The organism is Vibrio ziniensis (assembly GCF_011064285.1).
GTDB classification, from domain to species: domain Bacteria; phylum Pseudomonadota; class Gammaproteobacteria; order Enterobacterales; family Vibrionaceae; genus Vibrio; species Vibrio ziniensis.
On the sequence record NZ_CP049332.1, the window covers coordinates 179,507 to 202,975 of the forward strand.

The 23,469-nt window shown below is 40.1% G+C and carries 30 protein-coding genes; 13 read left to right on the top strand and 17 right to left on the bottom strand.

Annotated elements, in window-relative coordinates:
- Positions 1-48 precede the first annotated feature (48 nt).
- Positions 49-231, top strand: a complete 183-nt coding sequence (locus tag G5S32_RS15830) for a hypothetical protein (protein WP_165313000.1) — start codon at positions 49-51, stop codon at positions 229-231.
- A gap of 117 nt (positions 232-348) precedes the next feature.
- Here the strand turns inward: G5S32_RS15830 and G5S32_RS15835 are convergent, their stop codons facing one another.
- The 7 genes from G5S32_RS15835 to G5S32_RS21725 all read right to left on the bottom strand — a co-directional run bounded on the left by G5S32_RS15835 (position 349) and on the right by G5S32_RS21725 (position 3,965).
- Positions 349-837, bottom strand: a complete 489-nt coding sequence (locus tag G5S32_RS15835; protein ID WP_165313001.1) for a hypothetical protein — start codon at positions 835-837, stop codon at positions 349-351.
- Entirely contained in the window at positions 824-1,225 is a 402-nt protein-coding gene (locus tag G5S32_RS15840) for a recombination protein NinG (protein ID WP_165313002.1), read from the bottom strand. Before G5S32_RS15840 ends, G5S32_RS15835 begins: the two co-directional genes overlap by 14 nt.
- The gene (locus G5S32_RS15845) at positions 1,226-1,876 is read right to left on the bottom strand and encodes a DUF1367 family protein (RefSeq protein ID WP_165313003.1); all 651 of its coding nucleotides are present in this window, start codon (positions 1,874-1,876) and stop codon (positions 1,226-1,228) included.
- The gene (locus G5S32_RS15850; protein WP_165313004.1) at positions 1,866-2,528 is read right to left on the bottom strand and encodes a replication protein P; all 663 of its coding nucleotides are present in this window, start codon (positions 2,526-2,528) and stop codon (positions 1,866-1,868) included. The genes G5S32_RS15845 and G5S32_RS15850 overlap by 11 nt, the downstream gene beginning before the upstream one ends.
- Complete coding sequence (locus G5S32_RS15855; protein WP_165313005.1) at positions 2,525-3,478, bottom strand: hypothetical protein; 954 nt, start codon at positions 3,476-3,478, stop codon at positions 2,525-2,527. Before G5S32_RS15855 ends, G5S32_RS15850 begins: the two co-directional genes overlap by 4 nt.
- A 74-nt stretch (positions 3,479-3,552) precedes the next feature.
- On the bottom strand, positions 3,553-3,771 hold the full coding sequence (locus tag G5S32_RS15860) for a hypothetical protein (RefSeq protein ID WP_165313006.1): 219 nt from the start codon (positions 3,769-3,771) through the stop codon (positions 3,553-3,555).
- Entirely contained in the window at positions 3,768-3,965 is a 198-nt protein-coding gene (locus G5S32_RS21725) for a helix-turn-helix transcriptional regulator (RefSeq protein WP_165313007.1), read from the bottom strand. Before G5S32_RS21725 ends, G5S32_RS15860 begins: the two co-directional genes overlap by 4 nt.
- A gap of 107 nt (positions 3,966-4,072) precedes the next feature.
- Here G5S32_RS21725 and G5S32_RS15870 point away from each other — a divergent pair, with 107 nt between their 5' ends.
- From G5S32_RS15870 to G5S32_RS15890, 5 genes are all read left to right on the top strand, one after another.
- Positions 4,073-4,444 (top strand): helix-turn-helix domain-containing protein, encoded by a 372-nt coding sequence (locus tag G5S32_RS15870; RefSeq protein WP_165313008.1) that lies wholly within the window; start codon positions 4,073-4,075, stop codon positions 4,442-4,444.
- A 637-nt stretch (positions 4,445-5,081) separates the two neighbouring features.
- Positions 5,082-5,258, top strand: a complete 177-nt coding sequence (locus G5S32_RS15875) for a hypothetical protein (protein WP_165313009.1) — start codon at positions 5,082-5,084, stop codon at positions 5,256-5,258.
- Positions 5,259-5,268: 10 nt separating this feature from the next.
- A complete protein-coding gene (locus G5S32_RS15880; RefSeq protein WP_165313010.1) occupies positions 5,269-8,340 on the top strand; it encodes a hypothetical protein in 3,072 nt (1,023 codons plus the stop codon).
- Positions 8,333-8,860 (top strand): siphovirus Gp157 family protein, encoded by a 528-nt coding sequence (locus tag G5S32_RS15885; RefSeq protein WP_165313011.1) that lies wholly within the window; start codon positions 8,333-8,335, stop codon positions 8,858-8,860. Before G5S32_RS15880 ends, G5S32_RS15885 begins: the two co-directional genes overlap by 8 nt.
- 4 nt (positions 8,861-8,864) lie before the next feature.
- Positions 8,865-9,104 (top strand): hypothetical protein, encoded by a 240-nt coding sequence (locus G5S32_RS15890; protein ID WP_165313012.1) that lies wholly within the window; start codon positions 8,865-8,867, stop codon positions 9,102-9,104.
- Positions 9,105-9,143: 39 nt separating this feature from the next.
- Here the strand turns inward: G5S32_RS15890 and G5S32_RS21645 are convergent, their stop codons facing one another.
- Complete coding sequence (locus tag G5S32_RS21645) at positions 9,144-9,266, bottom strand: hypothetical protein (RefSeq protein WP_281347262.1); 123 nt, start codon at positions 9,264-9,266, stop codon at positions 9,144-9,146.
- On the opposite strand from G5S32_RS21645, the gene G5S32_RS15895 reads away from it, so the two are divergent.
- Genes G5S32_RS15895 through G5S32_RS15905 form a run of 3 tightly spaced genes read left to right on the top strand, consistent with a single transcriptional unit; the run spans position 9,265 to position 9,895 of the window.
- Positions 9,265-9,435: a hypothetical protein gene (locus G5S32_RS15895; RefSeq protein ID WP_165313013.1), complete on the top strand. Its 171-nt coding sequence runs from the start codon at positions 9,265-9,267 to the stop codon at positions 9,433-9,435. The two genes, G5S32_RS21645 and G5S32_RS15895, sit on opposite strands and share 2 nt — an antisense overlap.
- 8 nt (positions 9,436-9,443) lie before the next feature.
- Positions 9,444-9,671 (top strand): hypothetical protein, encoded by a 228-nt coding sequence (locus tag G5S32_RS15900; RefSeq protein WP_165313014.1) that lies wholly within the window; start codon positions 9,444-9,446, stop codon positions 9,669-9,671.
- Positions 9,672-9,682: 11 nt separating this feature from the next.
- Positions 9,683-9,895, top strand: a complete 213-nt coding sequence (locus G5S32_RS15905) for a helix-turn-helix transcriptional regulator (protein WP_165313015.1) — start codon at positions 9,683-9,685, stop codon at positions 9,893-9,895.
- Between the two features lie 138 nt (positions 9,896-10,033).
- Here the strand turns inward: G5S32_RS15905 and G5S32_RS15910 are convergent, their stop codons facing one another.
- The 7 genes from G5S32_RS15910 to G5S32_RS15945 all read right to left on the bottom strand — a co-directional run bounded on the left by G5S32_RS15910 (position 10,034) and on the right by G5S32_RS15945 (position 16,135).
- Positions 10,034-10,588, bottom strand: a complete 555-nt coding sequence (locus G5S32_RS15910) for a hypothetical protein (RefSeq protein ID WP_165313016.1) — start codon at positions 10,586-10,588, stop codon at positions 10,034-10,036.
- A 150-nt stretch (positions 10,589-10,738) separates the two neighbouring features.
- Positions 10,739-11,248 (bottom strand): hypothetical protein, encoded by a 510-nt coding sequence (locus G5S32_RS15915; RefSeq protein WP_165313017.1) that lies wholly within the window; start codon positions 11,246-11,248, stop codon positions 10,739-10,741.
- A 71-nt stretch (positions 11,249-11,319) separates the two neighbouring features.
- Positions 11,320-12,321, bottom strand: a complete 1,002-nt coding sequence (locus tag G5S32_RS15920; RefSeq protein ID WP_165313018.1) for a DUF4365 domain-containing protein — start codon at positions 12,319-12,321, stop codon at positions 11,320-11,322.
- A gap of 136 nt (positions 12,322-12,457) precedes the next feature.
- Positions 12,458-13,072: a DUF2971 domain-containing protein gene (locus G5S32_RS15925; RefSeq protein ID WP_165313019.1), complete on the bottom strand. Its 615-nt coding sequence runs from the start codon at positions 13,070-13,072 to the stop codon at positions 12,458-12,460.
- Positions 13,073-13,198: 126 nt separating this feature from the next.
- Positions 13,199-14,077 (bottom strand): hypothetical protein, encoded by an 879-nt coding sequence (locus tag G5S32_RS15930; RefSeq protein WP_165313020.1) that lies wholly within the window; start codon positions 14,075-14,077, stop codon positions 13,199-13,201.
- A 134-nt stretch (positions 14,078-14,211) separates the two neighbouring features.
- Positions 14,212-15,105 (bottom strand): hypothetical protein, encoded by an 894-nt coding sequence (locus G5S32_RS15940; RefSeq protein WP_165313021.1) that lies wholly within the window; start codon positions 15,103-15,105, stop codon positions 14,212-14,214.
- A 133-nt stretch (positions 15,106-15,238) separates the two neighbouring features.
- A complete protein-coding gene (locus G5S32_RS15945) occupies positions 15,239-16,135 on the bottom strand; it encodes a hypothetical protein (protein ID WP_165313022.1) in 897 nt (298 codons plus the stop codon).
- Between the two features lie 317 nt (positions 16,136-16,452).
- Between G5S32_RS15945 and G5S32_RS15950 the strand changes: the two genes are divergently transcribed.
- The 4 genes from G5S32_RS15950 (at position 16,453) to G5S32_RS15965 (ending at position 19,572) form a co-directional block, all read left to right on the top strand.
- Positions 16,453-16,866, top strand: coding sequence for a LexA family protein (locus G5S32_RS15950; protein ID WP_165313023.1), 414 nt, complete (start codon positions 16,453-16,455; stop codon positions 16,864-16,866).
- Positions 16,866-18,122, top strand: coding sequence for a Y-family DNA polymerase (locus tag G5S32_RS15955; protein WP_165313024.1), 1,257 nt, complete (start codon positions 16,866-16,868; stop codon positions 18,120-18,122). The genes G5S32_RS15950 and G5S32_RS15955 overlap by 1 nt, the downstream gene beginning before the upstream one ends.
- A 448-nt stretch (positions 18,123-18,570) precedes the next feature.
- Entirely contained in the window at positions 18,571-19,005 is a 435-nt protein-coding gene (locus G5S32_RS15960; RefSeq protein WP_165313025.1) for a hypothetical protein, read from the top strand.
- Between the two features lie 21 nt (positions 19,006-19,026).
- Positions 19,027-19,572 carry a hypothetical protein gene (locus G5S32_RS15965; RefSeq protein WP_165313026.1) on the top strand — a complete coding sequence of 182 codons (546 nt, stop codon included), beginning with the start codon at positions 19,027-19,029 and terminating at the stop codon, positions 19,570-19,572.
- Positions 19,573-19,755: 183 nt separating this feature from the next.
- On the opposite strand, the gene G5S32_RS15970 is transcribed toward G5S32_RS15965, so the two are convergent.
- The gene (locus G5S32_RS15970) at positions 19,756-20,997 is read right to left on the bottom strand and encodes a tyrosine-type recombinase/integrase (RefSeq protein ID WP_165313027.1); all 1,242 of its coding nucleotides are present in this window, start codon (positions 20,995-20,997) and stop codon (positions 19,756-19,758) included.
- A gap of 472 nt (positions 20,998-21,469) precedes the next feature.
- Positions 21,470-23,419 carry a DEAD/DEAH box helicase gene (locus G5S32_RS15975; RefSeq protein ID WP_165313028.1) on the bottom strand — a complete coding sequence of 650 codons (1,950 nt, stop codon included), beginning with the start codon at positions 23,417-23,419 and terminating at the stop codon, positions 21,470-21,472.
- Positions 23,420-23,469: the final 50 nt, after the last annotated feature.

Below are 23,469 nucleotides of genomic sequence, written 5' to 3' on the forward strand. Positions count from 1 at the left end.
TAATATTATGCGAATTTATGAATAAACATGTGAAAATTAAGGATTTCAATGACTAAATCTGAAGGGAAAGTAACTAAAATAGAACAAATAAAAACAGCTTTAATTCAGATTGAAGGCTCTAATTTAGACTATTGCGTAAAAACATTGGCTATCAATGCGATCATTGATACTCAACCTGCATCGATTTCAAATCAAATCTTGCTTGAACATCAGTTCAACCTTGAATCGTAGGTATAAAAAAGCCACTCCGGTAAGGGAATGGCTAGTTTGGTGATTATAAGCTAAAAAGTGTTACCCGCAAGACCTACGAACTAGCACCTACATTTTTTGCGAAAAGTCAGACATTTCCTAACCAAGTCGATGTCCATTAGAGCGGATCTGCTCTTCCCACATAGAAACAATCCTTCTAATCATTTCACATGACGACTCAATAGATTCTCTATGTGCATAATAGGTTTTTCGTGCGATACCCATAGCAATTGATTTTGCCGCTACAGTACATCCCTTTCTCGTTGTTTCGTCAGGCGCATACATTAAACACTCTCGCAATGTGATTTTGACTAAACCTACAATTGACCGTGTGGGAATCTTTGGGTTACTACGCAAAACGATTTTCGAAAGCCTTGAGGCTAAGTAATTAAGCGACTTTTCATCCTCAGTATTTGAGTATGCAAACATAGCCCAAGCAGTAGCTTCCTTACTCAATCCAGCTAACCCAAAACCCGTTGCTTCTATTGCCTGTACTGACGGAGCACCGCCACCTGAACCAGTATCAAACTTCACTGTTTTTAGTCCAGAACGACCTATTCTTTCTAGCCAGTTGTTATGCTGATTCATAGAAGTACTCCATGTTCGTGCTCATAACATCAGCTTTGGCTTTGTAAGCTTTCTCAATATCGTGCAGATCGTAGATAGACCAGTTCTTCGGAGGATGATAAGACTCAAGTGACTCAACGCGAGAAAGTCCAATTTTATGAATCAACCCTTCTCGATACTCCTTAATATTTCCTGATTTATTACCGTTACACTCATAACATTGACCATGCACATTATCTTCACTGAACCGAAGTTCAGGCGCAGCCCCTACTGAACGATAATGACCCGCACATAAAGGCAAGTAACGAGCGCAGCTAGTACAGGGTTTGCCGGTATCACGTAGAACGATGAATCGGTTAAATTGCTCTTGGGCTTTTTGCGCTCGATACCCGTACTTTTTGACCTTCATTTATAAAAACTCCATGTGCTGATAAATCGCGTTTTGCATAGCTTGTTCATCGTTGAAAACTTGGGATAGGGATTTGTTCCAAATCACTTTTGAGCAGCCGTTATAGATTTTTTCGAAATCCTCTTGGCTCATGTTGTCGAACGCAATTGACCAAGGTCTCTTTACCGTTCCTCCATTTGGTAAAATCTCTAAATCGAAAAATCCCGCTTCAATCATCACTTGATAACGGTAGTTATCGGGACATTTATAGGCTTCAGGATCACAGTGGCTTTGCCTTTGTTGCTTAATTCTGGCTAACACCATCTCAGCGATTTCAATACCGTGTGACTGATACATATCCACGCGCCCTGCCAACTCACAAAACTGCTTTGCTGTTTCATGCGCTATGTAATGTTCAGGTTCACTAATCAAACTTACATCTGGCGACCAGTAACTAAAACCGAGGTTAAGTAGGGCGAAAAACTTTCTGTGGTACACGAGAACGCGTGTTTTCGCTTTTGATAGAGGCTTTATTGCAACAACCCGCCCACGCATCGCAGCGGCTTTCTCACGCATTTCTGGCGTTGCATATTGGATGTATCCACCCGTACCGATTGCTCCGACGATCTCTTCCTTGTCTTTTTTCTTCTTGGTTGTTGAGCTACTGCGCACCTTCACACCCCTTAACCGATTTTTTGAAAACTTGGATTTTTCCCAGAATGCGTAAACGCTGTGCTTCCCGTTCTTCTTGAGATAACTCAGGCTCTTTCGGTTTTGGTAGGCGCTCAATGACAAACTCATCAATCGCTTCACCGTTATTGAGTTTCGAACAAATAAACTTGTAGTTACGTTTGAAGGGACGATAAATCTCCGTAACCGTACCGTTCTTGATGGTCTGCGGATTTATCATGTCGAACATTGCTCGCACCTCTTTAGGAATTGCTGAAAATGCTCTCCGTATATACTTATCAAGCATTTCAAAAGCTGAATCTATATCGGGAACTTGCGGGTTAGTACCGCACCATGAAATGAACTTGCCGACTGACGGGAAGAAGTCTGATTCAGATTTCCTTGCCATTCTTAGCCCTTGAGCTATTTGGTTTTTATTAGTGACCTTCGATTCAACTAACGCCCGCATCCAAGTGATCTTGGCGGCAGCTAAACAGTCATTGTTTGGAAACGCTTGTCTCCATGCAGGGAAAGCAGCTTGAAGCTCTATAAATATCTGATTTACGAACTGGCGCGTATCTTCGCTTACAGCTTGGCGGCTAGCACAATCTTTACTTTGTGGGCTTGGCATTACCATTTGGTGGACAGGCTTCATAGAGCACCACCTAAATCAAAATTGTCAGCCCATCTTGTATCGTGCCAATCAACATCATTCGAAGCGGGTTTGATCGTGTTTTTCTGAGCTTTAAGCTTGTCCCACTGACGACGCAACGTTTTAGGACATTGAACATTCTCAGCCCAGAAATGATGCTTATTTGCAAACTCAAACATTTCGCAAATTTCGCGGTGCGTTACTTTAAATGCACCTCTCATTAATCGAATGTCGTTAGACCAAACAACTAGGTTTGGTTTTGGAGCTGTTGAATTGATCTGAACAACTTTTTGATAAATCCAAGTTGCTGCGGTTACGTCCTCACGAGTACCCCATAGTTTTCCCTCTGGAGATTGAATCGCTGCATCGTTTCGGACTTTAATTTTGTCGTGAGAAGAATTCTCCGACGAAGAATATGTAATCTCTGTTGTAGTCTCTGTTGTAGTCTCTGTAGAGAACTGATCAATCTGATCACTTGTTAAGAACTGATCAGATTGATCAGTTGCATGTGATCGATTTGATAACTTGGAACTGCTCAAATTGATAACTTCGATATCATCATTCTGATCAGATGCATTTTCAGATTTCGTTACTTCGATTTGCTCATTTTGATCACATGGCATCTTATCTAGGTTTAAAGCATACCAAAGCGTTTGATTCGAGCTTTGTTTAAAGAAATGACCATGTAATTTTTGAGTTAGGATGAGTCCTTTTTCTTCAAGAGATTTAAGCACTCTTCGAATGGTGGGTTTTGACCAAAATGGGAATTCTTCTTCCCAATCTTCGGTTGTTTTGAATACCCATGTTGAGGCGTCTTTTTTGAACTCTGAGCGTTCAGTCCAGTACTTAATCTGCTGTAAAACTATCGCTTCATTTAGTCCGATTTTTACAGCTAATCTTGGATTGACAACTAACGGGCGTTCAACAAAGAGCATTTGAAAGATGTTACTCATTACGTTTGACTTCCCGCGCAGCATTGCGCAATATTCGTACGTCCACGGCAATGGACGTAAAGCTTACAAGCCCCTTACCAATCGTGAGGGGTTTCCTTTTTCTGGCGTTCAAACTCGCGCTGCTTTTCTAAAAGAACATTCGCAAATCCCCGAAATGCAGGGACACTCTGGTTAGCTATACGAAGCTCAATAACATCAAACTCACCTTTCCTAATTACCAACTGAACAGGAACTGTGATGTTTACTATTTCTGATACCGGGACTTTTTCCGGATTAATTTCACCTCGTTTCATTCTTTGGCTAAGTCCTTAACTAATTCATTCAACGTGATACCCAAGATTTCAGCTAGCTTTGGGGCTTTCCTTAAACTTGGTTTGTGTCTACCACTAAGCCAACAGCTAACAACTGCTTGAGAAACACCGACTTGTGATGCAACGAACCCTTGCGTTTTAAGGTTTGTGAGTTCTTTGAGTTTAAGTTTCCACATGTTTCAAAGTTTTCTTCTGTTATCGTCTTTTCGATTAAATATAGGAATTGCGATTTATACCAAAACCTATAGGCGATGTAAACTAATGAAAATTTGAGGGCAGTTTTATGTTGAATGAGAAAGAAATGTCTGTTGGAGAACGATTAAAGCAGGCTAGAGTTACCCACAAGCCAGCTTTAACTCAGAAGGATGTATCCGACCGTTCTGGTATTAGTCAGTCAGTTATCAGTGACTTAGAACGAGGCAAAATACAAGGCACAACAAAGATGATAGAGCTTGCGGCATCAGTGAATGTCAATGCTTTATGGCTTTCTAGCGGTCATGGCGAAATGAGAAGTCCAGAGACTGAAAGACTTACTGAGATTCAAAGGTTATCTCACGCTATTCAAAAACTAGATTTAACGAAAGAACAAGTTGAAAGGCTTGTTAACATGGCTATTGCCGAAGCCTCAAAAATGGCATTCGAACAACAAAGATAAGCTTTTGCAGCTAATTTGATTATATTTTATACGCTTAACGCCCCTCCGATATTGCAATTGACATGTAAATTGTCATTAGAAACTTAACGTTCTTAGTGTAGAACGTTATTTTTTGCATTTAAATATAGGTATTCCTATTTACTCAATATCGTAATACCTATATATTCCATTCCAACGCTAAGACGTATGCTCTTTAACAAGTTGGAATTTACGCAATAATTTATGCGCCTCACTACCGTGGCGCTTACCTCTCTAGCAGTAGGCTTTGGGGGTAATAACGGCAGTAAATCTACAGTTGCCCGAATGGTGTGGTAACGAGCTCTTTCCCCGAAGTGCTTTAGTAGTTAAGGGGCGGCTTTCTTAGGAGAGCCATTTTGAAACCTCTTTATCTGTAGGAACAGCCGAGCTAGTGATAACCTACTTAGCCTAGCAAAGCTGAGATAGAGAGGTTTCAAAATAGAACTGGGTTCGCTATCGAACCTCTCTTCCTTCTATCTGTATTGCACAGCCAAATCTGGCAACACGTGCACTCCGCAATAAATCCCTATTTTGCAGTATGACCATGTTTTCAATAACCCTTTGAAAAATTTCAAACAGCCGTGGTCATTCTGCACCCCTTTTCCAATTGGAGTTCGTTATGAAAACTTTGACTCAAGAGAGCTTTGAGCAACTGCGAAAGCATCTCGAATCTTTACCTAAAGAACGCATTACCGACTACTGCCGTGAGCATGGCTTCCATAACGTTTCTCCCGCACTACTTACTGAATTTGAAATATCTTCATCTATCAAAGCCCAAGGCAGTTTAGCTGTATAAGGATCAGAAAATGGCAATTAAATTCTTTATCGCAACTTGCGAGAAAAAGGTATCAAAACACCCTGTTAAAGATGGCAAGACTTACACGATTCCCATTAAGGCGGAAACCCAAGCCGACGCTAAGGAGGCAGCTAAAGCTAAGATTGAGCAAATTGACGCAGCCTTTGAGGGTGAATCTGAAACCTATAGCGATTGGTATAAGAACCCTAACCTTGAGAAAGTCAGCGAAGAAGATTACAACGCTGCCGAACTAGCTTTGATAGCTGAATCTGTGAAGGATTCAGATATTGATGATCAACTTGTTCTTGAAGATCAGCACCCAAACGAGGATTTTCCGGAAATCCAATCTGACGGTTTTTACAACTCAAATGACCCTAAAGCTGAAACCTCCTCTTTCATTTTCCAAAACGATGGCGAAATGATGCAAGCCGCGAAAGTATTCATACTGAAGGTAGCTCCAAATCAATGGTCATTTGGCTTTAAATACCGAAGTGGAAGCTTTGAAAAACATGACCAAATGAACTTAGACCGCGTTGGTCTTAGCCGAGAAGAAGCGATCGATTCCGGTATACTACGCTTAGAGAACTTCCTTGATTACCAAGACGAGTTTGGTAATGACGAAAGTCAATCAGGCTTTATCTCAGCCGCTATGAATTACAATTTTTATGACGGCTTTAAAACCAACATTGAGCAGATTATTGATGCTCTAAAATCCCACCCTGACATTGAAAACGCAGAGAATGAAAACGAAGATTTCATTCACGTAGTTCAGGCTCACTTTGAAGGATTCTGGTCTAACGCCGAATCACCCGCGCCCGCAATTGAACACATTCATATGATGCGAACAATTGGCGTTCTGTATAACGAAGAGGCTTGCCTTGAAAGCTTCAAACAATACCTTCCTATTCAAGTTTCACCAAAAACACAACAAACGATGAGCCGCATTGAAGATGCGCTAAACAAGCCCGCAGTAAATGATCCTGACATCTCAAATAGAATCTGGAAGGCTGCAATTCCAATCAACGAGAATATTCATGTAGTCATTGCAATCATGGATTGTACCGATCAAGGTTGGCGATTCGCCTATGAGGGCAACTCGCAACAAGAATGCATTTTCGGTGATGCTGAAATCTTTAGTGCAGAGTTCACTATTGACCGTAAGGAATCTATCAAAAAAGCGGCACAGCACATCACCGACGCACTTTATCAATACGACACTTCACTAGCTCTTGCGAAAGTATTCATGAAATCGCCTTACATTCAGGTTTTCGAAGAGAATTGTATAGAAGTATCGAACGATGCTGATCCCGACAATATACATGATGATCGTATTCGCCTTGCTATTCAAAAACGCTTTGACGCTAGACCTAACGCGACAACCAAAGAAGGCGAAATCAGCATAGCTTACGAAGCAATTTCAAGCTTAATCACAGATGAAACTGACATTGATTTGCTTGTTGTTGAAATCGAGAACACCGAGCATTGTAACCACATTTTCATGTCTCCCTACGTAGATGATCTAGTAAAGAAATGCACACCTGATCCGGTGAAGCTACATCCTCAGATTTTCAGTGCCATTCAGGCAAGATTGAAAAAAGCTGATTTAACCGAATCGGACATGATGAAAGCGCATGACCTGATCATCCCAAACGTGACCGAAAAGACAGACATAAACCTACTTTGTAACCAGATCGCAAATATCAAGAACCACAATAATCTCTTAGTTGGAACAAATGCTTGCCAATTAGTTATACAGTGCGAAAAACAAGATACCGAACGCCAAAATTCAGAGCACAACCAAAGCAATAAATACGAAGTTTTTGTTTCAGAGTGCCTAGCGTGCATCGATGATTCCCACTTAGATTACTCAAGTGAACAGTACAAGGTCATGGGCTGTAACTTAGAACGTACGATTAATGATTACGTTGGATATGAAAATGGTCAGCTCGATGTTGAATCTACATTAAAAAATATCCGTGAAGTTGATTGGGATAGCGGCAACGAATGTGCAAAACACTTCTTAAATGGGCGACTTCTACGTGCTTTAGTTAGCGAGAACATGGAGGTAACCACACCAAGCGAAACCAACCATAAGCCTCAAGAAGTACAAAGTTCAAAGGAAGTAATCGATGCCGAACCTGAACAAGAAGATCTACGAGAAGAACAAAATTCACAAGAAAATCGACCTGCTTCTGATGAGTCTATTACCCCTGTTACTCGTCCTGCTGTATCGCTTACCGTTGTAGATAATGAACCCGCAGAGCCAATCGAAGTTGTAACTATCGCTGACCTACCAGATAGCTATAACACTAACCCCAATATGTCGTTATGGATGAAAGGCTTCAAGACTGATTTACAGCATGTTAAGCCCGACCAGAACGGACGGTTATCTATTAAGACACAATACCGTTTGATGAAAGCAACTGAAATTTGGGGAGCGGTCGGTGTTGGTTGGGGTTACAAGGTTCTTCGTGAATGGGTAGATAACGGAGCTCCAATCATTATGAACGGAGCTATCACAGAGTACTTTGAGCAAATTCATAAGGTAGAAATCGAATTCTGGTACATGCACGAAGGAACGAAGGTTTCATTTACCCAGTATGGCGACACCAGAAAGCTTTATATGGCTCGTGGCGGTTACTTTGTACATGACGATGAAGTTGAGAAGAAGTCGCTATCTGACGCATTAGGTAAAGCAATGTCGATGGTTGGTATCTGTGCCGATGTTTACCTTGGTACGTATGATGGTGACGCTTTACTTAACAAAACCGAGCAGATGCATTTAGCAAACCGCCAACTTAAACAGCTTGAGTTTGATGGACAAGCTTCCGATGCTGCAATTGCGAAAGCTAAGAGCTATACAGACAAATTCAAATCAGCGCCTAGCCTAGCTGAAATTAAGCGCCTAGAAAAACTAGCCATAACCGCATTAGAAGCTTATCCAACACCGGATGAAGATAGCCAACGTAAGAAACAAAAAGCCGTATCCGCTATCTCTGCACAAGCTACCGCTGCAATCGAGGATTTCAACAAAGATCTTCAATCCGTAGACAAACCGCAGAAGGAACAAGCTAATGGCTAAACAGACCGAAAGTATGAACGACATTAACCAACAGGTTTTTGATCTGTTGGAGCTTGCTAAAAAGGAAGATTGGGACGAGCAAACCATTGCCGATAATCTAGCGGGTATCGAATGCAGCATAGACGACAAGCTTATGGCTTATCGTCGCTACATGGATAAGCTTGAAACAGAAGCTAAGATTGCTGACGCTGAGAAGAAAGTTTACTCAGACCAAGCCAAGCCTTACGGTGACCGCGCGAAAAGCCTCAAAGATGAGCGTAGCCGCTTAACTTACCCACTGCTCAATCTATTCAACATACTAAAAGTTGAGAAAATGAAAGGTGCGTACGGCACGTTCTTCATCAAGAACAATCCATCAAAACTGCGCTACAAAGAAGGTGAACTTCCAGAGCGTTTTCTACAACGTGAAGTCCGATTCGTACCCGATGAAGATGCTATCAAAGCTGCTCTCGACTCAGGCGAAGAATTAGATTTCGCTTGGTACGAATCGCAGCCGCAACAAGTAGTTCTGAGAAAATAACCTTATGAAAGTTAGCGAACTCAAAATTGAGGCTCATTTAATTGAGCCTTTTCTTGGCTATCTCAGGTCTAACAATTATGTGGTGGTGAAATCTATCAACGCAAATCAGCGCTATTGGATAAACCATGCAAACACACCCGATACGAGCCACATATCTGAAACAGATTATTGGGGAAGTTTAATCGTCCCTTTAGAACTCCATCCCTCTGCTTTGGGGTTCTTATGCTCTGGCAATACAAACTAAGTCTACTCACTTGTTTTGTTGCTTGGCTATGGCTCGTTATTAATCAGAAAAATTGATAGCAATTTGGGCGTTGCCGGTCGCTGCAGCAATAACGTTTTGATACCAAAACTCGCAAATAATCACGACCAGGAAGCGCCTATTTGATACCACCGGAATACTCATGACCCAAACCTACGAACAAGACATACATAACCGTTTAATGGAAATAGTCGTAAACACTTGCAACAAGATCGGCTGTGATAAGTGCTCACTAAAATGGGACGGCGGCTGTAGTGCTACCGAATTAGAAAGCAAAATCTACGAAATTGAACGTCAAAAAGAACATGCTTGAGGTTAGTAATGGCTTTTACTGTTAGACCTACCGAAGAAGATGAGAAAGCAATTGAAGTGGCAAAACGCCACGTTAAAGCGAATAAAAAGGGCGAGATACTACTAGAGTGCGCCCGCCTAGTCCCCGAACTCAAACATCAAATCTCTGAACTAAAGAGCGAAATTTACCGCTTAGAAAAAATCGAACGTGGCGCTCAAAGCTTCAAACAATCCATTCGACAATTCATTAAATCATAGGGAGGTGAATTATGAACACAGGTAACCAGATGATCACAAACACAGGCACTACAATTGAACCCTTAACTATAACAACCAGAGAAGTCCTAGAAACAACTGGGTTCAGTCGCTCAACACTTACTCGCCAAGAAGCCAATAACGGCTTCCCTAAAGCTACTGTGGCGCGTGGTATGTATTCGAGGAAAGCTGTTTATGATTGGCTTAGAGAGAATGGGTTAATGTAATTGAACAATAACCACAGAAGGTAGTGTACTAAGTATTGAGATTAACCTCTTAGTACACTTCATCTATTTTTTTGCCAAACTACGTTTGTTGTAAATTACACGCGTCCTAAATCAGTATTAAACTGTTTGTTATGTAAATTAAACCCCTGAAACCTGTTTTATGAAACTAGCTACAACTTCTTGCAGTTTTTTCTGGGCAGCCCATTGCTCATCATATGCTACAAATGTTGATAGCTCATTCTCTTCCCAAGCTTCTTCAATTTTCTTTTGAGTCGTTTGATAATCTTCAATAGCCGAAATCAACTCTGGACTTAAAAGTGGCTTGTAAACATACAAAGAGTCGGACAGTACTTCTTTGAAGTGAGCATGAATTTCACCAGAACCATCAGTATTCACATAGTTGGGGATACCCTGCTCTTGATTGAAATGACTATCAGCAAGTTTGCCCGTCATTTCAACTGAATCGGAAATGGCTTTTGATAGTTTAAGCAAACTATCTTTATTAATTTCCCAAAGTCGATCTTTTCGTTGCTTTCTTACTGAGTCAAAGTGAATAGCGGTAGCCATTAGAGTTGCTGCTGCAATGACCACGTTAACACTAAACCCATGGTCAAAATCAAACGAGAAATCAAACACTAAATACCAAATCGTTGCCATAAACCCGCAAAGCAAGCCTAAAACAAAATTAACCATTAACACTCCAAACTTCAATTATTGCACATGACTCCGGTTTAAGTGGTTAGCAACGCCACCACAAAATTCAACTATTACACCGTAAACACACAAGTCAAATCAGTCCAAAACAGCCAAGCGATGCGAATCCGTCTTAAAGCGTTTGTTAGGCTAATTATTCACCGCATTTTCTTTCTGTAATTCTAAAACCTTACTCCTTCCCTTGCTACTCAACTTAACAAGTGTTTCATGAAAGCTATTGATTTTCAGTAAACCTTTCTCTTCCAATGCACGGCATACCTCTAAGATTTCCAACTTAGTAAATGGTGCTGAACTGTAGTCTATGTTACGAATATCAGCCCATTCATCAGCAACTTCACCTAACTTATAGATTAGGCACAACTCTAACTCTGAAAGGTTTTTGCTGCGTACCTTTTGAGCTTTATCAGAAACAAAGCTTAATATTGCGTTTTTGAAGTAGCTCAAACCCCAAAATATTTGTAAGCAACCGCAAAACACAGTCACGCCAAGAACAACAGTTGCCCATACCTTTGGTAACGGCTCTAAAATATTCGGAAATATCGTTGGGAGCATTAGTAGAGCTAAACCAGTTATACAGCACGCCCCTGTAAGTGTTTTAGAAACCGTCACATTCTTGAATATTTCAGAAATCCAGTTCACTCGATACCTCTTATTTGCACCATTAGTCTAATGCCAAGCGTTGGGAATCACTCTTAAATGCTTTGTTAGCATCACATTTGTGCACAATAGCTATTGAAAGTTAACCCATTATTTCTTCTATTCTGCGGATAGTCGTAACCTAGATCACTAATACCGTCATGGTCTCGAGCTGTTGGTATGATGTTTTCGTATACCAATCTTAAGTAGGTTGGGTCTTTGTGCAGCCAAAAGTATTGTCCAGAAAAAACTCGGTTTTCATAAATTTTAAGAGCGTCGAGGTATAGAGGGAACAATACTTCCATTGGTTTTCTCGCAATAAAATTAACCACCTCATCACCATAACCACTATTTACAGTTTGGTTGCACCAATATTGGTAGCTATACCTATTTTTTTTCTCTTCATCAGAAAACTTCGAGTTATCAAAATTTTCATGGAATAGTAGAACTCTGCAAACTTCTAAAAATGTAGCGAAATCATCTTGATTTTCAACTTCAGATCCAATGTCATAGTGGAATACGTCAGCATATAACCGAGCGAATCTCTTCAGATTTTTTAGCCCCAGTTTATGGTTGTATATCTCATCAAGTAATGAAGGGAATACTGAGTAAGCTTTTGTCAACACCTTAGCAACAGGAACCTGTGACTTAAGACCATTTTGATGTGGTAAAAATTCGATTGTTTTTGTTGAATCATTTCGGTCAATCTTTGAAATAACATCCCAAAACAAAGGTTTTGAAATATAGATATTTTCAGTTTTCAGATCAACTGCGTACGCAACAACATGACTCTTAAAACTAAGTTGCGCCCAATAGTTTAGTGTACTTTGTTTAATGCCAGATATTGTTGGCGCTGAGTCGCGCTTACGGATTAGAAGTTTTTCAGAAGCTTTAACTTGTGCCTTGATATAATTCCCGACTACTTTTCCATCCTCTACAAATTCGATTTCAAAGTCGATACCGTAATCATTTTCAGTAACATTACGGAAAATGCCAATATCTCGAAGATTATAAAGAAGAATAGCATATGAATCTGATTCAGCTTTATGTTGCTTTATTTGATTTGGTAAATCCATAGTATCCTCATATAGTGCTAACGCTGCATTAAGGTGTGAGCAACGCAATACCGACTCCTCCACATGCCATCTTAATCACTTAAACCAACGCACAGTAAAAAACGTCAGGTATTGCGAATCCGTCTTATCGTGTTTGTTAGGCATTTGGTACCAAAATGTAAGATTTGGGACTTTGTGTCATGTTAACTAGAGCAATACCATGTTTTAAAAACATATCTTTGTCTTCTTGCGTAAGCTCGCAACGTACCCCACTATAAGCCCTTATCAATTTTAGCTCGTTCGAAAAAGGCATAAAGAGCAAGTCATTGTCTTTTTCTATTTTATTAGACCGAAGATCTAGAGACACTCGATATTCACGCTCATAACGCCAACTTTTGTATTTACACAATGTTACATTAGGAATCTGTTCTTTCCACCGAGCACTATTCCGAGAAATATAGATTGGTGAATCAACATATTTTACTTTTTGTAAGTACTTTCTCGGAATTTCGAACTCAAAGCAAAGACCACTATGATTTTCAGCGTAATGTGCCCACTGAACTGGGTCTCCTAACTTTTTACTGAAGCACAAGAAGCCGAGAATGCCGTGAAAATGACGTCGAAATGCTTCAATATCACTGTTAGAAGTGTCGGCTACATTTGGGAAAAATTCATATGGGTCATTAAGATTCTCCAATGTCGCTATTTTGAGCCTCGATTTTTGCAAGTTTTCTAATGCATATCGCTTTGCCATAAAATGATACACTTTCATGCTATCTCCATTTGAAGCATAACGCTAAATTAGGTGGCTACAACCGCTCCCTAAAACTCAAACTAACCACCATAAACACATAGAACTGAAGCCGCCACACATTTGCAGGCCGTCTTAAGCGCCTTATTATCTTAATGATTTTCGACCAAACCTTTCATAATCATGAACTATAGCTTCAAACAACTTTGACTTAACCACTTTATCTTGATTATCAATAACATATTTATCTATTTTAGCTAATTGTTCCTCTGGTATTTTCTCATATACATCTAAAACTTTATTGGCTGCATCCAAGATATAACCATCAAAGCCATCAGGAAATACATATTGTCTTGGATATATAGTTCCACCACTAATAGCCACTCGACTAGATCTCATCTCTTTAGATTGCTTAGACTTTATTACACCGATGACGATGAAAGAAGGTAGTTTTGTGTATATATACGTGCCTTGAGAATTACCTACAATATCCATAGCTATGGTGCGTAGAAAATAGCGGTTTATGTTGGTTGGAAGATTTTCAAACGATGTAGACTCAATAACATCAAGAGGATAAATATGCTGCTCAAACTCATTAAGATTAGATACTTTACCTAGTAGAAAATCAGCAAGCCCTCTCTCCACTTTAACTAAAGAATCCAAATACTCTTTAGAGTGCGCCACGTCATTATTCTTGCTACAAATATATGTCAAAGTTCGCCATGATAACGATGCTGTAAACTTAGACAGCCAACTTCCATAAGAAGAGACTAAGCTAGTATCTTTGATGTAGGGGTAAAATATTTTAAGGGAGAATAAGCGCTCCCATGTCGAAAACAAATCTTCGCAAGAGCCACATAACCAGTATTCTTTAGCTATATCTTGCTGTCGTTTACTTACCTGATTTCCTTCTCTGAAATACCCTGTAATAGATGTTTTCTTTGCCCATTTCCCTATAAATTTAGGAATAAAGTGACTCAACTCGAGCTGTGTTTCTTTTTGGCACAATTTACAAACACCATGCATGCTCTTCCTCCATTAAATAACACCATATTAAGGCGTGAGCAACGCAATACCAAAACCTCGGCATACCACCTTAAACAATAAAACAAACGCATAGAGAAAATTCCACGCGTTACGAATCAATCTTAAACAGTTTGCTATGTTAATTTTTTAAGTATGTCTAGATGTTTAGACTCTATATCACATTCGTCGTATAACTCGTCAAACATTCCAGAAAATCTACAATTTAAGTCTAAATACTTATCCGTTAGTAAAAAGCGATCTTTTATACGATAGAAGTACTCCTCGAGGTAGGTTCGAGATAAAATCTTTCTATACATTTTTTCCTTAAACTCTAGAAAACTATAAGCAGTACCTATGCAAGTATAAAAATGCTCTCGATAATTATTTATTGCCCTTCTATTTAAATCGTCTTCGTCTGAAGAAGAAATTAGGTATTTCTTAAAGCCGCTATAGAACACATCGCCTGCATCTAATACTGTCATTTTGGTGTTCGTCATCGGGAGAAGTAGATTTACTTCTTCCTCAATTTGTTTAGGGCTACATCCTAAAGTGGCAAAATCAATTATCTTTTTATTGCACTCAATTAGTTTTCTTTCTGTAATTTTGTTATCAAAGCCTAGCATTAGATAGTACGGACATTTCTTTAGGAGAGTTGTTTGCTTATAAAAATTAACCCCAAAGCAACAAGAAAACACAACGACTAATCCCATACAGGTCTTATCGTTTAACCTACTTAAATATTCGTTAATTTCTTCCCATGAAACTAGCTCCCCTGCCAAGTCAATGCCTTCACGACTTCCATGAGTTTCGAAGAATAAAATGACACCCTCATTTGGCGACGACTGTTCAATAACAAGCTCTAATCTGGAAAAAAGCTCATTCTTATCACTAGTCGGGAAATATCCAACACTTACTGATGACTCTATTGACTCAATATGTTGCTTCAATTCTTTACCTGTCAGGAGGTCGTCCTGACGAAGGTTTTCAATAATATAAATACTATTTATAACCAACTCATCAATTTTCATAGCCTACCTATTAACATAACGCCCTGTTAATGTGTGAGCAACGCAATACCGATGCCGCCACATACCATCTTAAACACTGAACGTAACGCATAGCATAAATACCACACGTTGCGAACCACTCTTAAACAGATTGTTAGAATTTTTTATTCGTAATGCTAAAGAGTTGCTTAAAGTAATCACCAAACGCTTCCATAAAACGCTTAAGCTCAGTCGGCGAGAGAGTCACTTTTTGACCAACAGATAAACTTTGGTCAACTTCGTTCACGTATTTTTGGTCAATCACGCCATTACGATGAATCAAAATGTGTCTTAACGATTCTATTTTTTTTAACTCAGATAACAGCAGTGACGATGGAGAAAAATCGTACAACGCAGAAAACAACTCTGTATATTGTTCTACGGAATATCCCTTATTCAAGATATGCTCGTCATAAAGCTCAGCCTCTGACAATTCATTGCCAAGCTCACTACTATCGGCATCGATACGGTTTTTTAACTTAATGGGAGGGGTTTTACCAATTTTAAGAGAACTAGATTCAAGATAATTTAGACCGGAATATAAATCCTCAAGCAAAATACTTTTAAGGATAAACTTAGAATATTTTTCAAGACACCCATAAGCATTCATAACAATTGAATTATTAAGTTTTTCAATCTGATCCGCTAGGATCTCAGCTTTATGGAGGTTCTCGAATGTTGGAACAACAGCGCTAACTACCGTTGTATATAGATGCTTTTCAAGCAGAAACATTGCCACTTCATGGCTTTTAGCGCATCCATCTTCTTTTGCTTTCAATAGTAAGCTTTCCAATAGCTTTGAATGGCTTACTCCAGCACCAAAAAAAGCAACAAAAAATGGCAAACTGCTAACTTCAAAGATGGTTCTCGCTTCCATTAAAAACTCAGAGACTAATTGTTCTCTTTCTCCACTCACAGATATCATCTCAATTTGAGAGAAAACATCGCTATCTGTTTTTGTATAGAAAAAAAACTTCTCTTTAAAATCTTCAAACGTCCAATTATCTAACACTCTACCTCCAAAATTCTAACAATTGTTATAAGGAATTACTCTGCAATTACTTTCTACATGATTCTTCCAGAACAAACCCAGACATATATAACCTTATGATTTAGCTAAAAAACACATAGTTACATGCAAAATTTAGACAGTATTCGTGTAAGTTGCCAAAAGTTTCCTATCAATACTAGGTAACAAAATGGTGTACGGCAACTTTAATTCACGATACTTCAATCCAGCTCATTTTCACAAAACCAAACGCGATCTCTCTTGACGGAATACTATATTACCACCAGAATAACTGTATAAACATACAGTTATTCTGGTATATGAAAGTTATCCCTATCCATGCAAGCGCTGGTATTACTGGCTTTGAGTCCCCTGCGGCTGAGTACGCACAGCTTGGGATGAATCTAGACGAGCTCCTGATTGAACACCCTAGTGCCACGTTTATCGGACAGGCTATTGGTGAGTCAATGCAGGGGATTGGCATCTTTGACGGTGATTTATTGATTGTTGACCGGCACGTAACCGTTCAGAACCTAGATGTAATCGTGGCAAACTACAACGGTGAGTTCGTATGTAAGATGATAGATATGACTCGAAGACAACTATTGTCAGCGAACGAGACCATGATGCCTGTTTACATACACTCTCAAGACACGTTTTCTATTGAAGGTGTGGTGATCCGTTCTATCCGATGCCACCGACCAAGCTACCTACTTTCTTCTAGGGTTAAATAATGTTTGCCTTGGTTGATGCGAATTCCTTTTACTGTAGTGCTGAACAGGTATTTCGTCCTGACTGGCGAGGTAAGCCTATTATAGTTCTATCTAACAATGACGGTTGTGTAGTTGCTGCAAACAGACAAGCAAAAGAGGCGGGTATACCTAAATTTAAGCCTTACTTTCAAGTTAAAGCATTGTGCGATTTAAAAGGCGTAATAGCCCTTTCTTCTAATTACGAGCTCTATGCAGATTTATCTGCAAAAATGATGGAAGTAATCGGTCGATTTGCACCTGACCAACATGTTTACTCAATTGATGAGTCATTTCTATCATTTCACCGATGCTTCCCCGCTATCACTGATTTGCGTGAGTATGGTGCTCTAATACGTAGGGCTGTTTGGAAAGAGTGTAGATTACCCGTCTGTATTGGTATGGGTTCTACTCTGACGCTAGCCAAAATAGCCAATCACGCAGCGAAGAAAATACAAGGCTATAACGGTGTTTGCGTTATAGACAACGAACAAGAACGAATAGAAATATTGAAACAACTTGAAGTCGGTGACGTATGGGGCATCGGTAGACGCATATCAGCTCGTTTAAAGCATATGGGGATAAATACTGCTTTCGATTTAGCGCAGTACGCACCAGAAAGAGCGCAAAGGGAATTCTCCGTTGAAGTAGAAAGAACTGTTCGTGAATTGAATGGTGTAGCCTGCAAAGATTGGGATGCAGCTAGAGCAGATAAAAAACAGATTTACTCGACTCGAAGTGTAGGTAAACGAATAACCGAACTTGAAGAACTAGAACAAGCTCTGAGTAAACATGCCGCTATCGCCGCCAGTAAAGCGCGTAAACAGAAGTCATTGTGTAAGGTGATGCTCTGCTTCGCTTCTAACTCACCATTTGACGACAAGCCACAGAGTTTTCGCGTGGTTCATCATTTCCCTTACCCCACTTCTGATTCAATTCAATTGATCAAGGTAGCCACTGAAGCAGCCAAGCAGTTGTTTAAGTCAGGTGTTCGCTATTACAAGATTGGTGTGGGATTAATTGAATTGGTTGATGGACGTCACGAGCAATTTGACTTACTAAACCCATCACCAAGCAACGATAAACTTATGAAAGTATTTGATGGGCTTAATAGCAGATATGGTTCTGATACTCTGTTTATAGGTTCTCAAGGGATAGAGCAAAAGTGGAATATGCGAAGAGAAATGCTTACCCCACAGTACACTACCAAATGGCAAGATATCCCTAAAGTAAGATGTTAATATTGAAGGGTTACTTGAGCTGCTAAATCTTAGCGAGATAACTATCACCTCGAATTAAGAAATATAAGCTGACAACCACACAACACTTATCTCATACATCTATCAAGTTTTTGTCACTTGTATTCATGAAAAGCTAATCTTTTTCTACTTCCTTCATCAGAAATAAACCTTAAACTGAACAACTCAAATCAATGAATCTATCATATTGTTTTTATTGAGTTAATTACCTAACCCTTGTGACTCAAGGTTTATCGAGAAGCCTACAACACATAGTTTATAGACAATTACTCCCTATTATGTGGAAGCCACAGAAACACCAAGAAACACTAAAATAGATATATAATTAAATACACAACCAACTTTATGTGTTTTTTTATCTAACTTCTATTGACACAAACAAACATAAGGAGTTTAATAAATTTATAAATTGTCAAATGAGAGTAGTTGTATGTCTTTTTCGTTAGATAGCCTAGTACTTATGGCAGAAGAGAAAAGAAAAGAGTTAGAAGATATTGAAGCAGCGATAAGATTGATGAAACGCTTAACCAACCCATCGATCGCTGTAGAGACCACCATAGATCATTCTATAGATGGTTCAGGGCTTATTGATATAACTGAACTTGAAGAACCAAACGCCGCTGGGGCAAAAAGGACTTTGCTAGACGATACTAGAGAGTTGGTAGAACGTTTCGGAGATCAAGAGTTTACTGTAAGCCATGTCGAAGCAGCGTTAAAAAAATTGGGTAAGGCTTCCGATGCAAAAAACTTCAAGAACAGACTTTCAATGTTGGTGCGAACTCTTTCTGATGAAGGTGTAATTGAACGAACATTTGAAGGCTCAGGTAAAATACCGCACAAATATCGTTGTGTGATGAAAAAATAAAATTACCATTTGGAGAGCACTTTGAAGAAATATCATATTCAAGCAAGGCAGCATTGGGAGGAGTTCCATTATGATAATGGAATCTACTCTCTGAAGCACTTAAGTGCTCACGAAGTGATTTATAAAGGTAACAAAAATAGCTATAAATTTGTTGTGACCTACGGATTACATTGTTTCGCTAAAGATGGACAAGAACATAGTATTGATCTTGCGTATAGTGATGGCTTTGAAACGAGAAGTATAAATTTAGAGCGTTACGAGGCATCCAAACAACTTAGATATTGTATTGAGAACCTTGATAAGCAAAAGTTGATTTATGAAACAACTCAAGAGAAGTATTTTACTTTTGACTCAATAACCAGCGTTCAAGGTTATCCAGAGAATTATAAAGTTTGTTTATGTATTTTTAAGGAAAACCGACTTTTGAGAATTCATGTGACAAGTGCATTTTTTGATCGGGAAAACAAACCAATAATGAATAGACAATACAGTATTTTCAAACTGGCTATGGATGTCCAAAAAGCCAATAATAACAAGACAATCCCAAAACAAGCTTCTAGAAAGTAGCGACCCCACGTCAAAGCGTGGGGTCTCAGCCGCTAAATGCGGGGCAGGACGTTATTACTTAGTCATGGACTAACCATTTCTGGCAACGGGGTGCGACTAATAGTCCCTGTAATCACCCTGAGATCAATTTAGCGCTCAATCAGATAAAAGTCAATCATAGTATTGTTAGAAAAACAGCCTAACTCAAACCATAGCAACAACAGCGCACGATAAACTATAACCTTTTTTTGCAATATATTCACACCACTTCGAATAGCACTCTCTTTGCTCAACAAGATAGTCATAATCTAGATAGTGCTTCTTAGTACCAGTATGAACTTTATGCCCCAACATTACATCGCTAACCTTTGGATTAAAGCCTGCTGATTCCCACCAGTTTCGAGCCGTTCTTCGCATATCGTGATTAAGCGAAGGCGGTAATCCATGACGTTCTACAAAACATGAGAAACGTTTGCCAACATCGACGAGAGTATTCCCCGAGATTGGAGTATCAGATTTTTTGTTTACTTGAGGGAAAACGACTTCGCAGTTAGGAAACATAGCGAATTGTTCTCTCAAAATACCTACAGCAAGTTCTGGTATAGCGCGCCTAATTTCGCCCCCACCCTTATGTCGTATTTTGTTGTGTTCTTCTGGAACCGTCCAAATCAACTTTTCTAAATCAAAGTCGGTTTTCTTTGCTAGTCTTAGCTCTACGCCTCGGCAACCGAAAATCATTAGAAGCTTCAGTATATTTCTATTGCTAGGATGCGCAGGAAAGTCCGAGAGGAGCTGCCAAAGCCTTCTGACATTGTTACCTTCCTGTTTGGTGCTTCGGACGCTTGTAGGCTTTCCTACGTCGTTTTTCTTCAACTCTGAAATTACGTTGTATTTTAAAAGACCGTGTCTGACCGAAAACGATAGAACACCTTTAAAACGTGCCATTAGATTTGCCGAATGCTTAGGGCTTACACGTTCACTAGCTATTTTGAAAACCTTAACGTAGTCAAACAACTCTAGGTCTTTAGCATCATAGTCGCCAACGTAAGGAACAATATCCTTGTAGAACATAGTCAGTAGCGGCTCTGGACGTTCTAGATTTGGCTCTGCGTGGTTTGCATACCAATAGTCGATCAATTCTTTAACTGTGGTAGGTTTAGGATTTTCGCGGTTAATGATTAGTTTATTTCGAGGATCTATGCCTTGTGAGACTAAAGCTTCTTTTTCCTTTTTCACTTTCTCTGCATCGGTAATTCGCAATTCGGGATAAGTCCCTAATTTCATTCTTATGGCTTTACCGCCTAAAGAAAACCGATAAACCCATGAGATCTTTCCTTTTGGGGATATTCGCAATCCGAGTCCATCGCGGTATGTAATTTCCGGAGCGCCCTCGTATGTTTTGCCATTTACAGCACGTAACCAAGAATCGGTTATTCGTTTTGTCATGGTGAATTCTCTGTACCAAAAAAATTTGGTACGAGTTTGGTACAAGCGTTTCAGAAAATCAAAGGAACATTTTGAGCAAATTAGATTATGAGAGGTGACTAGAGAAAACTCTAAATACTTGATTTACAGTACGTTGTGAGCAAGTTAGATGATGAGAGAAAAATTGAGGAGATGAGGCATGTGATACACACCAAGCAACACATGTTTTAAATATTGTGCTTAAAAATCAGAATGATAAAAAACAAGCACTCGATAAATCATTTTTAGCTGCATTAATTCAAGGCGCAAATACGGATGCGCTATCCTTAAGACAGGGTGAGCATTCTAACGGATATGGGTGAAATCTCAAGCAATCATTACGATCAAGCCTTATTCTCGCTTGTTTTCGCTGTTGAGATAATTAGCTATTCAGATAAATAGAAAAACCCGCGGCGAATACCACGGGTTTCTTCAATTAGATTGCAGACTCTAATTAAGCTTCTTGACTGCGACGGTTGTGACCACGTTCACCACGGTAGTTACCACGGTTGTCACCACCACGGTTACGGTCGAAACGACGCTCACCACCTTCGCGATGACCACCTTCACGATTACCGCCTTCGCGGTTACCACGGAAGCCACCTTCGCGACGGTTACCGCCTTCACGACCACCTTCACGATTACCACGGAAGCCACCATCACGGTTACCACCGTCACGACGTCCACCTTCACGACGACCACCACGAGACTCGCGGAAATCATCAAAATCACAGACTACTGCACCCACTTCTTTTTGACGGATACGTAGTTTACGTAGTTTGCCTGTCACTTCTGCAGTCATTGTCTTTGGAAGCTGAACAAACGTATGACCTTGAGCCAGTTTGATCGCACCGATAGAACCTTTCGTTAGGCCTAGTTCATTTGCAAGTGCGCCAACGATGTCTTTAACTTGTACGCCTTGGTCACGGCCAACTTGAAGTTGGTAAGTTTCCCAATCAGCGTTGTCACGACCACCGAACTCACGACGACCACCTTCACTACGCTCGCTGCGCTCACCACGATCATCACGACGCTCGCGACGGCGTAGCTTATCACGCTCTACTGCTGCGATCATTGGATCTTCACCAGTGTAGAATAGTGGACGCTTACCTTGTTGACGTTTCAACAAGATTGCACAAAGTGTTTCAGTGTCCATTTCTAGAGACGCTTGTAGCTTCTCTACTAGTTCTGCAAACTTATCAAGAACTGTGTTGTTTTCTTTCTCAGCCGCTAGCTCAGCAGCAAGTAGAGAAAGACGAGCTTCAGCTACTTGATCACGGTGTGGAAGTTGAATTTCTTCCATTGATGAACGAGTAACACGCTCAATAGTGCGAAGCATGCGAAGTTGGTTAGTACGTACTAACAGGATCGCTTTACCTTTACGGCCAGCACGACCTGTACGACCGATACGGTGGATGTACGACTCAACATCGAATGGAATATCGTAGTTAAATACGTGAGTGATTCGTGGCACATCAAGACCACGAGCAACAACGTCAGTCGCAACAAGGATATCAATGACACCTTGTTTGATATGGTCTACTGTACGCTCACGTAGAGACTGTGGGATATCACCGTGTAGTGCAGCAGCTTTAAAGCCACGAGAGCTTAACCAGTCAGCTAGACGCTCAGTATCTTGACGAGTACGAACGAACACGATTGATGCATCAGTTTCTTCAGTTTCTAGAAGACGAGTCATTGCTTCGTCTTTCTCTACGCCTTTCACAACCCAGAATTGTTGTTCAACTTTCTCAACAGTTTGGTTTGAACCGGCAACGTCTACACGTGCAGGGTTACGTAGGAAGCGGTCAACAATCGTTTTTACCATTGGTGGCATTGTTGCCGAGAACAGTACGCGTTGCGCTGACTCAGGAGCTTGCTCCATGATCCAAGTAACGTCGTCAACGAAGCCCATCTTCAACATTTCGTCAGCTTCATCCAGAACGAATGTATGACACTCGTCCAGGTGTAGACGCTCACGAGTGATCAAATCTTTCACACGACCAGGAGTACCAACAACAATGTGAGCACCTGAACGTAGAGAACGCATTTGATCAACGATAGATGCACCACCGTAGATTTCTAGAACTTTAAGACCAGAAATGTTTTGACCTAAGTTTTTGATCTCAGCAGCTACCTGAATCGCTAGCTCACGAGTTGGAGCCATGATGATTGCTTGAGGTTTGTGCTGAGATAGATCGATCTTGTTTAAAAGCGGCAAAGAGAATGCAGCTGTTTTACCTGTACCTGTTTGTGCTTTACCTAATGCGTCGCGACCTTCTAATAAAAGAGGAATAGCAGCAGCTTGGATAGGAGTTGGAGACACGAAGCCCATTGAATCAAGGGCTGAAAGAACAGCACTGTTAAGTGCTAAGTCACTGAATTGAATTACAGTATCAGACATGGGGATCCCACTAAAATAATTATTAACCAAGGTCCCATGTGCTCCACCAT

Excerpts from the sequence above, each read along its gene's own strand:
- G5S32_RS15880 (WP_165313010.1), top strand. The coding sequence starts at position 5,269 with ATGGCAATTAAATTCTTTATCGCAACTTGCGAGAAAAAGGTATCAAAA.
- G5S32_RS15830 (WP_165313000.1), top strand. The coding sequence starts at position 49 with ATGACTAAATCTGAAGGGAAAGTAACTAAAATAGAACAAATAAAAACA.
- G5S32_RS21725 (WP_165313007.1), bottom strand. The coding sequence starts at position 3,965 with ATGTGGAAACTTAAACTCAAAGAACTCACAAACCTTAAAACGCAAGGG.
- G5S32_RS15925 (WP_165313019.1), bottom strand. The coding sequence starts at position 13,072 with ATGAAAGTGTATCATTTTATGGCAAAGCGATATGCATTAGAAAACTTG.
- G5S32_RS15870 (WP_165313008.1), top strand. The coding sequence starts at position 4,073 with ATGTTGAATGAGAAAGAAATGTCTGTTGGAGAACGATTAAAGCAGGCT.
- G5S32_RS15835 (WP_165313001.1), bottom strand. The coding sequence starts at position 837 with ATGAATCAGCATAACAACTGGCTAGAAAGAATAGGTCGTTCTGGACTA.
- G5S32_RS21645 (WP_281347262.1), bottom strand. The coding sequence starts at position 9,266 with ATGAGTATTCCGGTGGTATCAAATAGGCGCTTCCTGGTCGTGATTATT.
- G5S32_RS15940 (WP_165313021.1), bottom strand. The coding sequence starts at position 15,105 with ATGAAAATTGATGAGTTGGTTATAAATAGTATTTATATTATTGAAAAC.
- G5S32_RS15950 (WP_165313023.1), top strand. The coding sequence starts at position 16,453 with ATGAAAGTTATCCCTATCCATGCAAGCGCTGGTATTACTGGCTTTGAG.
- G5S32_RS15860 (WP_165313006.1), bottom strand. The coding sequence starts at position 3,771 with ATGAAACGAGGTGAAATTAATCCGGAAAAAGTCCCGGTATCAGAAATA.
- G5S32_RS15855 (WP_165313005.1), bottom strand. The coding sequence starts at position 3,478 with ATGAGTAACATCTTTCAAATGCTCTTTGTTGAACGCCCGTTAGTTGTC.
- G5S32_RS15920 (WP_165313018.1), bottom strand. The coding sequence starts at position 12,321 with ATGGATTTACCAAATCAAATAAAGCAACATAAAGCTGAATCAGATTCA.
- G5S32_RS15905 (WP_165313015.1), top strand. The coding sequence starts at position 9,683 with ATGAACACAGGTAACCAGATGATCACAAACACAGGCACTACAATTGAA.
- G5S32_RS15955 (WP_165313024.1), top strand. The coding sequence starts at position 16,866 with ATGTTTGCCTTGGTTGATGCGAATTCCTTTTACTGTAGTGCTGAACAG.
- G5S32_RS15970 (WP_165313027.1), bottom strand. The coding sequence starts at position 20,997 with ATGACAAAACGAATAACCGATTCTTGGTTACGTGCTGTAAATGGCAAA.
- G5S32_RS15960 (WP_165313025.1), top strand. The coding sequence starts at position 18,571 with ATGTCTTTTTCGTTAGATAGCCTAGTACTTATGGCAGAAGAGAAAAGA.
- G5S32_RS15910 (WP_165313016.1), bottom strand. The coding sequence starts at position 10,588 with ATGGTTAATTTTGTTTTAGGCTTGCTTTGCGGGTTTATGGCAACGATT.
- G5S32_RS15895 (WP_165313013.1), top strand. The coding sequence starts at position 9,265 with ATGACCCAAACCTACGAACAAGACATACATAACCGTTTAATGGAAATA.
- G5S32_RS15890 (WP_165313012.1), top strand. The coding sequence starts at position 8,865 with ATGAAAGTTAGCGAACTCAAAATTGAGGCTCATTTAATTGAGCCTTTT.
- G5S32_RS15850 (WP_165313004.1), bottom strand. The coding sequence starts at position 2,528 with ATGAAGCCTGTCCACCAAATGGTAATGCCAAGCCCACAAAGTAAAGAT.
- G5S32_RS15885 (WP_165313011.1), top strand. The coding sequence starts at position 8,333 with ATGGCTAAACAGACCGAAAGTATGAACGACATTAACCAACAGGTTTTT.
- G5S32_RS15875 (WP_165313009.1), top strand. The coding sequence starts at position 5,082 with ATGAAAACTTTGACTCAAGAGAGCTTTGAGCAACTGCGAAAGCATCTC.
- G5S32_RS15975 (WP_165313028.1), bottom strand. The coding sequence starts at position 23,419 with ATGTCTGATACTGTAATTCAATTCAGTGACTTAGCACTTAACAGTGCT.
- G5S32_RS15900 (WP_165313014.1), top strand. The coding sequence starts at position 9,444 with ATGGCTTTTACTGTTAGACCTACCGAAGAAGATGAGAAAGCAATTGAA.
- G5S32_RS15840 (WP_165313002.1), bottom strand. The coding sequence starts at position 1,225 with ATGAAGGTCAAAAAGTACGGGTATCGAGCGCAAAAAGCCCAAGAGCAA.
- G5S32_RS15930 (WP_165313020.1), bottom strand. The coding sequence starts at position 14,077 with ATGCATGGTGTTTGTAAATTGTGCCAAAAAGAAACACAGCTCGAGTTG.